Raw genomic sequence first — 7,885 nt, forward strand, 5'->3', positions numbered from 1 at the left:
ATGGTCCCAGCACTGGAACCTCGATCCCAAACCGTTCATCTGGAAAGCCAGCGCCGACGACATCATCACGAAAGTCCAACGTGGCCGCGAGACCCTTCACCAGATCAAATCGCAGACGGAGCACTAGGACCAGTCGACCGCAGGCGGCGAGCGGTTAGCACTCATCAGTTAGCACTCATCGGGTAAGTTATGGCCAACCAGCTCGGCTCCAATGAGTCAGCCGCGAGGGCCGGCACCCACGCGGCCCGCCTTGATGCGCTTTAATGCGAGGCCGACGCCTTGTTGTGTGATGTTGCCCAGTTGGCGGGCGATCTGGCTCTGCGAGAGGCCGCGGTTGTGCAGCTCGACGATTTTCTCGTCACGCTCGAACGCGCTCATGGCCGTCGTAATAAAAGGAGCGGTTGATAACCGCGGTCGGCGTCGCACATGCCCACAACTCTATATCAGAATCAGATTCTAAAACACTTGGCGATTGCGCTCAAGCGCAAAGAGCCCACATAAGGCCTCTGACCAGGCTTTTTCCATGCCAGGTCGGGGGACTAAAAATTTCAGGTGATAACCCCGTAGGGGGACGACCGGCTTCGCACGTGCCGGGCGCTGCGCGCCCGGACTTTAGCGTTGCTAACTAAGTAGCAGGATGGTGCATGCGCTGGCGCAATGGTTGCCATAGACGACGGTTGCGTAGGCGCACGTGTGTTAATTAAAAGTACACGTTTGGCAGTGACTACCAGAATGCCTGCTGGTTGTTCACCAGGGCCATGCCGCTTGCGGTCCCGACTAGCGCTTACGTTTGGCCGCTGCGACAGCTCGGGCTCTAATCCATGCGGAGAGGCTCATTCCGTCGGCTGCGGCGGCGGCTTCGACTAGCTCGCGTTCGGTGTCGGTGAAGCGTACCGGGACTGGCGCGCTGCGCCGTTTCTCGGCGTCTATCGGTGGCCGACCGGTTCTTGTCACATGGCCATCTTAAACCGACTACCAAAAAATGGTGACACGGTGCACTTTATCGACTACCAAAAATGTCGACAAAGCAGACTTTATCGACTACGATAAGTAGTATGTACACCACCAAGATTGAACGCACGATATCGACCGACGCGGGGCGCATCGACGTCACGTTATTTGAGGTCACGGGCACACGGGCGAGCTGGTTTGAAGTGCGCGTCCGTGATCACCGCCCGCACCTACATCGCACCGATGTGGGTGAGTGGCTGACCATCCGCACCTACGCCGATGAGACCGCTGCCCGTGCGGGCTTCGAGGAGTGGTTCGCGCTGGAAACGACGTGGGCAGCGAACCCCTACACCCCTACCGATGGGAGCACCAACTCATGAGCACAAGCGCGTACGCACCGCAGGTTCACCGCATCACCCGCCGTGACGGGGTGGCTGGTCAGGTCAGCTACACCGCACGCGTGACCTACGGCGATGACCCGTTTGAGATCACTTTCGTCGGTTCCGTCTATGGCGGGCCGGTCCTGATGGTCGACAACACGTGGGAGACGTGGGTTGACGAACCGGCCCGGTTCGGTGACCTCAGCGCGGCTTGGGTCCGCCGATTCTTCGCCTGACCACATTGGCTGCGCTGGTGCGCGTAACGATTGGAAATCACATGAGCAGAAAGCATTACATCGAAATTGCCCGCGTGTTGGCGGGCGACTATGCCAGCGCGGCAAGCGATTCGGAGCGCTTGGTGGTTCGCGGGATCACGTTCTCACTGGCGGACGTGTTCGCCAAAGAGAACACCCGGTTTGACCGGGCGCGGTTCTACGGTGCCGTGTCCGCCGACCTACTGCCGTACGCGTGATGGGAGACAGAACCATGTTCACGATTCCAGCCGATTCGGTGTATGCGGGTGTCGAGTTCGACATCAGCATCACCGTCACGTTCCGTGGTGTCGCGGTGCGGATCACCGGGCGCGACGGCGGCGACATCATGGCTGAGGCCAACGATTTGGACAGCGTTGACGAGGCGATGGCTTACGTGGCCCGCGAACTAGGGCGGGTGCTCTGATGGCCCGCAACTACCGCCGCAGCACCCGCACGGGCGCGGGTAGCCGGTGGATGGCGCTGCGGTTCGCCGGCACCTGCAAAGTGTGCGGGCGCAAGGTTCCGGCTGGCGCGTCCGCCTATTGGGACGCGTCCGCGAAAACGGTCACGTGCCAGTGGATCGACTGTGCAGACGCTGACGGGCTGACCACAGAGTCACCGCTAACCGGTCCGTGGGACACCCGGACAGACCTGCGGGTGCGAACGGATCACCGCATCGGTGCCGCTGCGCCGGTACCCGCACGGGTGATTGTGACCCGCTTCAACTCCGGTGCGGTCGTGCACCAGAACAGTCGCGGTCGGTGCATCGATGCACCGTGCTGCGGGTGCTGCTCGTGATTACGGTGCGGATCGAATACGGCGGCATGCGGGCAGAACGCACCGCTACCGACCTGCCGCATGCGGAGCGCCAACTCGCCGATATGTATGCGCGGCACGGGATCACAGCGAGCAAGCGGGACCGCATGCGCGGGACCGCGAACGTAACCGGTGCGCGGGTCCGCGCCCGGTTCATCTGAGCACAAACGAGATTGGGGAAAACAGCCATGCACGAACACAACTACGGCGCGAAATTCGCCGGAACCACTGTCCACTACACACCGCCGGTCTGCCAGGACGAGCAGAACCATCAGGTCTGCCATCACGCGGGGGGCTTCCATGAGCCCGGTGGTGCTGACCTTGATGGCAGCCTGCGCTACTTCGGGATGCGCCGAACCCGCGACGGCAAATCGTTCCTGCCGCGTGAGGATTTCACCAAGCGGCGGGTGATGCCGGTGCGGACCCGCGAGAACATTGCCGCGTGCGCGGCGCTGGGATTGTCGTTCTGGTCCGAGCATCCGGCCCCGTCAACGGTCTGGGCCGTTGACGACCAGCGCCAGCCGCACGCCGTAAAGGTCGACCGGCGGACGGGCAAAGCGGAGCATATGAACGTACCGGCATCACGCGGAAACACCAACCCTATTCGAGGCGTCGGCCATTTTCGACAGCTCCTCCGCGATCCGTTGGTCAGCGCCTTGCGCGGCATGCTGATACCTCATAGCGGCGCTGACAGTCGAATGCCCAAGTCGGGCCATCAGTTCGGCCAGCGTGGCCCCGGTCTGCGCGGCCAGCACCGCGCCGGTGTGCCGCAGATCATGAAACCTCAGATCGGGTCTGCCAGCGGCTTCGCGGGCCTTACGGAACATCCCTTGCATGGTGGCCTGATGTAAGTGGCCGCCCTTGAATGCGGGGAACAGCAACGCCTCCGGGTCCGGTTTGGTGTGGTCGGCGAGATGGTCCCGCAGTACGGGCAGCAGGTGTCGTGGGATCGCCACGGGACGTTTACCGGCGCTCTTGGACTTCGGGGTGGTGACGACAAACCGGTCGACCCCAAGGTCAATGCGCCCCTGTTTGCGGATGTAGACGACGCCGCGTCTGATCCGCACGACGCCGATCTCCCGGTCGAGGTCGAGTTCGATGTCCTTGCGGCGCAATTCGGTTAACTCGCCGAACCGCAGCGCGCACCACCCCGCGAGCAGAATCATCGCCTGGTACTGCGCGGGCATCGCATCCACCAACTTGGCGAGTTCGTCGATCGTGGCGGGCTGGATGGTGATCTGGCGGCGGGCGCTGCCCGCACCCCGTATCGAGCAGGGGTTGAACGTCAGCTTGCGCTCGTCGACAGCGGTCGCCAGGAGGGTATGCAACAGGCCGTAGCAGCGCGCCCGGTAGGCAGGCTGCTTGGTCAGCGTGACGGCGTGCCACGCGCGTATGTCGTCTCCGGTGATGGACGAAATCGGCTTGTCGCCGAGCACCGGCAGGATGTACGCGTCCAGCATCCGCCTGTACATCTCGCGGGTGCGGAGCTTCAGCGGCTCACCGTCGATCAACCTGTTCGGCAACCAGACGTTCGCGTATTCGGTGAGTGTCTGCGGCTTGGCGGCGGGCACCGGATCCACAGGCGGCAACCACTTCCCGCGAATGATGTCGGCCTGCACGGTGGACAACCACTGCCGCGCGACCTTCTTCGTGGTGAACGTGGTCGGTGCTTTATAGCGGATGCCGTCGTGCCAATACATCGCCCGCCACCGTCCTGATGGCAACTGGCTTGCGGTGCCGAACGCGCCCCGGTCTTGGTCGCGGCGGCCTTCTCCTCGCGTCATCTGCGGCTCTCTTTCGTGAACTCCGTGAACTCGTCGTGAACTCGTTCTGGTTCCGCAGCTTACCGTGAGGTTCCGTGAGATTCCGGAAGATTAGGGGCTTTACCTGCGGGTACGCTACTAATCGTACCCGTTGACCTTACAGCCAGCTAACTGGACACGACTGGTCGACGCCGAGCACCGTCAAAGACCGCCCCAAGCCAAGGAATACCGCGACGCACAAAGTGAGATCGAGAATTTCCTCATCGGAGAACACGCCCCGTAGCCGTTCGAAGAACGCGTCGTCCATCGACGCGTGGTCGGTGGCGAAGCGCTCGGCGTACTCGATGGCAAGGCGCTGGCGCGGCGTGTAGCCGGGATAGCTGGCATAGGCCGCGACGTTGTCGTAGAGCTCTTGTGCGACACCGGCATCCAGCACCGAGGGAGCCCGAAAGCCCGAGCACGCGACGCAGTCGTTGATCTGCGCGATTCGCATCCTGGCCAGCTCACGTTCGTCGGCGGGCAAGATGCTCTGCTGGTATGCGCCGCGGATCATCCGCTCGACCATGCCACCGAGCTGCGGCCGCAGCGTCCAGATCATGGCGGCTTCGCCGCCGGGGCCATCCGGCACGTCGAGTCGGGCCATGAGCGGACTCCTGCTCCGTGAAGACCAATACCGATCTGAGGAAACCAGATTCTCGGCACGACTGTCTAGGTCGTCCGCGCCGCCTAATTGTGCATACGTAGACCCGCGGTATACGGTCCGTGGAGCAACGGGCGTTCAGAGGTGCAGCGCCCCGGTCTGAAAGGTCACGGGCGTGCTGTTCATGCACGAGGTGCACAAGGTGCGCGGCCGCGCAGAAGACGACTTCGAGGCCGCATTTCGCGAGGGCTGGATGCCCATGCTGGCCGCCGGCGACGACGCCCGCCTGCTGTGGTACGCCAACCAGGCGCATGGCAGCGGTCCTGCCTACACCGTGATCACCGTGACGGCCGTTCGCGACGGAGCGGCCTGGGAGCGCCTGACTTTGCGGGTTCAGAAGGGCGATCTGCAGCGATGGATGCGCGGCCTGGACGAGCTCCGTCATGAGGTTGATGCGAAGTTGCTGGTTCCGCTCCCGTGGTCGCCACTGCTGGAGGTGCCGCTCGACGAGGTGCCGGTCGATGGGCGAGAGCACGAGATGAGCCTCTACATGGAAGACACCATGTGGCCCTACGAGGACAAGTTCGAGGAATACATCGTCAGATGCGGTGAGGTGTACGCCAAGAGCCTCGAGCAGCCCTCGTCCATGCTGTCGATGCACGCGGCGTTTCAGCCCGCGCTCGGTAGCCACGTGCGCCGTGAGGTGATCCTGATGCAGCGCATCAGTCGGCCGGAGGCGCTGCTCGATCTGCTCCGCACCCACATCCCCGCCGAATACCGCGCCCCCGGGACCTGGATGCACGACGCCCTGGACCTGCGCGATCAGTGGACCAGCCGGTTGCTGCGGACGTCCGAGTGGTCCCCCCTGTATTAAGCCGCCCATGAACACGGGCGAGATCCTCGAGGCCGCTGCGGCAAGCGATCCCGCCCGGGCCGCGCTCATCATCGACGGGCGCTCAACGAGTTACGGTGAGCTGGCGGCAACGGTCCGGCAGTGCGCGGCCGGCCTGGTCGCCCGCGGCGTCGGGGCCGGCGACCGGGTCGCCGTCGTCGACGGCGGAAGCCTGCTGTCGATCGCGATGTTGCTCGGGGCGACGCGCATCGGTGCGGCGGCGGCGCTGATGAACCCGGCGCTGACCCCGCCGGAGCTGCAGGGGCTGCTGAAGAACGCCGGCTGTGCCGGGGTCGGCGTCGCGGGACAGGCCTACGCCGACCGGCTCCGCGACGCGGGGGCGACCACGGTTGTGACGGAGTCCGATTTAGCGGGCGACCCTCAGCCGGCGTCAGTGCCCGACGCCGCCGAAATCCCCGACGCCGCAGACGCTTTGATTCTGTTCACCAGCGGCACGACTGGACTCCCCAAGGCGGTCAGCATCACCGGCGGCCAACTGAATAGGCGGATCCGGGGAATGTCGGGATCATTCCGTGCGGATGTGGCACCGTCGGTAGGGATGATGTGCGTCCCGTTTTTCCATGTCGGCGGCTCCCTGGGCATGCTCGGCAGCTTGCATGCGGGCAACACCTCGGTGGTGCAGAAGCGCTTCGATGCCGGCGAATGGTTACGCCTGGTGTCCGAGCATCGGGTGACCGCCACGTTCTTGGTGCCGACCATGCTGCAACGGATCCTGGATCATCCCGACTTCGCCGCAACCGATCTGACGTCGTTGGTCGCCATCGCCTACGGCGCCGCCGCCGCGCCGATCGCGTTGGTGCGCAGGGCGATGGCCGCGCTCCCAAAGGTGGCTTTTGCCAACGTCTTCGGCCAGACCGAGACGCTCGGCGCCTATACGACGCTGCTGCCCGCCGACCACCGCGATCCTGCCCGCGCGGGATCCGTCGGCCGGCCGCTACCCGGGGTCGAGGTGCGTGTGGTGGACCCCGCCACCGGCGACGACGTTGAGCCCGGGGCGGTCGGCGAGTTGTGGGTGAACACCGACCAGAACGTCACGGGCGGCTGGCTGCACACCGGCGACCTGGGCCGCCAGGATGCCGATGGCTACATCTTCCCGAGCGGCCGGCTCAGCGACACCATCAACCGCGGGGGAGAGAAGTTCGGGCCGATCGAGGTCGAGGAAGCGCTGCGTTCCCATCCGGCGGTCACCGACGTCGCGGTCGCCGGCGTCGTCGACGTGGAACTGGGCCAGCGCGTGGGGGCCGCGGTGGTGGCTCGCGCGCCGGTGACGCTCGAGGAGCTGCGGTCGCACTGTCGCGATCTGATCGCCTACTTCAAACTGCCGGAGCGGTTGGCGATCGTAGACCAGATCCCCTATAGCGCGACCGGCAAGATCAGCCGCCACCAGATCGCCGCGTTGATCTCCGAAACGTAGGGAGTAACAGTGCTGTTCCTCCACGAGACCCACAAGGTGGTTGGCGCGCGCGAGGTCGAGTTCGAGGCCGCCTACCGGGAAGGCTGGATGCCTACGCTGGCCGCCGATGACGACGCTCGGCTGCTCTGGTACACCAACCACGCTCACGGCTCCGGGGTGTCCTACAACGTCGTCACCATCACCGGAATCACCGACGGCGCCGCGTGGGAGCGGCTCGCCCGCCGCACACAGACCGGGGATCTCAAGCCATGGATGCGCGAGCTGGACCACCTGCGTCACGACGTGACCGGCAAGATGCTGCTGCCGGTCGACTGGTCGCCGCTTCAGACGATCGACCTGGCAACCGTGCCCACCGATGGCGCGACCCATCCGCTGAGCCTGTTCATGGAGGACACCGGCTGGCCTTACGCTCCGCTCGATGACTACATCCGGATGTGGGACGAGATCTACTACCGGCTGCTCTCCAAAGCCCCACGCGGGATGCGGATCCTCGATATCCAGGCGTGCTTCCAGGTCGCGCACGGCAGCTACCGACGACGAGAAGCGATACTGTGGCAGAAGATTGACGACGCCAACAACTCTGCGGCGCTCGTTCGCCTGCTGACCACCGAGACCGCGCCGGAGCACCGGGTGCCCGGCAGTTACATGGTCGAGGCCCTCAAGTATCGCGTTCAGTGGGAGAGCCGTCTGTTGCGGACGTCGGACTGGTCACCCCTGTACTGATATGGGGAGCATTTTGTCAAGGGGGCAGGGT

General features: G+C 64.5%; 12 protein-coding genes and 1 pseudogene. 9 read left to right on the top strand and 4 right to left on the bottom strand.

The annotated features are described in order from the left end of the window. Positions 1–216 precede the first annotated feature (216 nt). Entirely contained in the window at positions 217–378 is a 162-nt protein-coding gene (locus ACLP9N_RS15105; protein WP_442408182.1) for a hypothetical protein, read from the bottom strand. Between the two features lie 399 nt (positions 379–777). Next, positions 778–954: a plasmid mobilization protein gene (locus ACLP9N_RS15110; protein WP_442408183.1), complete on the bottom strand. Its 177-nt coding sequence runs from the start codon at positions 952–954 to the stop codon at positions 778–780. Between the two features lie 101 nt (positions 955–1,055). Between ACLP9N_RS15110 and ACLP9N_RS15115 the strand changes: the two genes are divergently transcribed. The 6 genes and pseudogenes from ACLP9N_RS15115 to ACLP9N_RS15140 all read left to right on the top strand — a co-directional run. Then, complete coding sequence (locus ACLP9N_RS15115; RefSeq protein WP_442408184.1) at positions 1,056–1,331, top strand: hypothetical protein; 276 nt, start codon at positions 1,056–1,058, stop codon at positions 1,329–1,331. Then, positions 1,328–1,567, top strand: coding sequence for a hypothetical protein (locus ACLP9N_RS15120; RefSeq protein WP_442408185.1), 240 nt, complete (start codon positions 1,328–1,330; stop codon positions 1,565–1,567). The genes ACLP9N_RS15115 and ACLP9N_RS15120 overlap by 4 nt, the downstream gene beginning before the upstream one ends. A gap of 41 nt (positions 1,568–1,608) precedes the next feature. Beyond that, positions 1,609–1,803, top strand: a complete 195-nt coding sequence (locus ACLP9N_RS15125) for a hypothetical protein (RefSeq protein WP_442408186.1) — start codon at positions 1,609–1,611, stop codon at positions 1,801–1,803. Between the two features lie 14 nt (positions 1,804–1,817). Then, the gene (locus ACLP9N_RS15130; RefSeq protein ID WP_442408187.1) at positions 1,818–2,009 is read left to right on the top strand and encodes a hypothetical protein; all 192 of its coding nucleotides are present in this window, start codon (positions 1,818–1,820) and stop codon (positions 2,007–2,009) included. A 337-nt stretch (positions 2,010–2,346) separates the two neighbouring features. Beyond that, a complete protein-coding gene (locus ACLP9N_RS15135) occupies positions 2,347–2,562 on the top strand; it encodes a hypothetical protein (RefSeq protein WP_442408188.1) in 216 nt (71 codons plus the stop codon). A 249-nt stretch (positions 2,563–2,811) separates the two neighbouring features. After that, positions 2,812–2,955, top strand: a pseudogene (locus ACLP9N_RS15140) (DUF7457 domain-containing protein); the annotation flags it as partial. Positions 2,956–2,982: 27 nt separating this feature from the next. Here ACLP9N_RS15140 and ACLP9N_RS15145 read toward each other — a convergent pair. Both ACLP9N_RS15145 and ACLP9N_RS15150 read right to left on the bottom strand, forming a co-directional pair. Further along, positions 2,983–4,185 carry a tyrosine-type recombinase/integrase gene (locus tag ACLP9N_RS15145; protein WP_442408189.1) on the bottom strand — a complete coding sequence of 401 codons (1,203 nt, stop codon included), beginning with the start codon at positions 4,183–4,185 and terminating at the stop codon, positions 2,983–2,985. Between the two features lie 136 nt (positions 4,186–4,321). Further along, a complete protein-coding gene (locus tag ACLP9N_RS15150; RefSeq protein WP_442408190.1) occupies positions 4,322–4,807 on the bottom strand; it encodes a carboxymuconolactone decarboxylase family protein in 486 nt (161 codons plus the stop codon). Positions 4,808–4,988: 181 nt separating this feature from the next. On the opposite strand from ACLP9N_RS15150, the gene ACLP9N_RS15155 reads away from it, so the two are divergent. Genes ACLP9N_RS15155 through ACLP9N_RS15165 form a run of 3 tightly spaced genes read left to right on the top strand, consistent with a single transcriptional unit; the run spans position 4,989 to position 7,854 of the window. Beyond that, a complete protein-coding gene (locus ACLP9N_RS15155) occupies positions 4,989–5,678 on the top strand; it encodes a hypothetical protein (protein WP_442408193.1) in 690 nt (229 codons plus the stop codon). Positions 5,679–5,685: 7 nt separating this feature from the next. Next, positions 5,686–7,131, top strand: coding sequence for a class I adenylate-forming enzyme family protein (locus tag ACLP9N_RS15160; protein WP_442408191.1), 1,446 nt, complete (start codon positions 5,686–5,688; stop codon positions 7,129–7,131). A gap of 9 nt (positions 7,132–7,140) precedes the next feature. Then, positions 7,141–7,854 carry a hypothetical protein gene (locus ACLP9N_RS15165; protein WP_442408192.1) on the top strand — a complete coding sequence of 238 codons (714 nt, stop codon included), beginning with the start codon at positions 7,141–7,143 and terminating at the stop codon, positions 7,852–7,854. The last annotated feature ends 31 nt before the right edge of the window (positions 7,855–7,885 follow it).

The organism is Mycobacterium sp., assembly GCF_052144515.1.
Taxonomy (GTDB): Bacteria; Actinomycetota; Actinomycetes; order Mycobacteriales; family Mycobacteriaceae; genus Mycobacterium.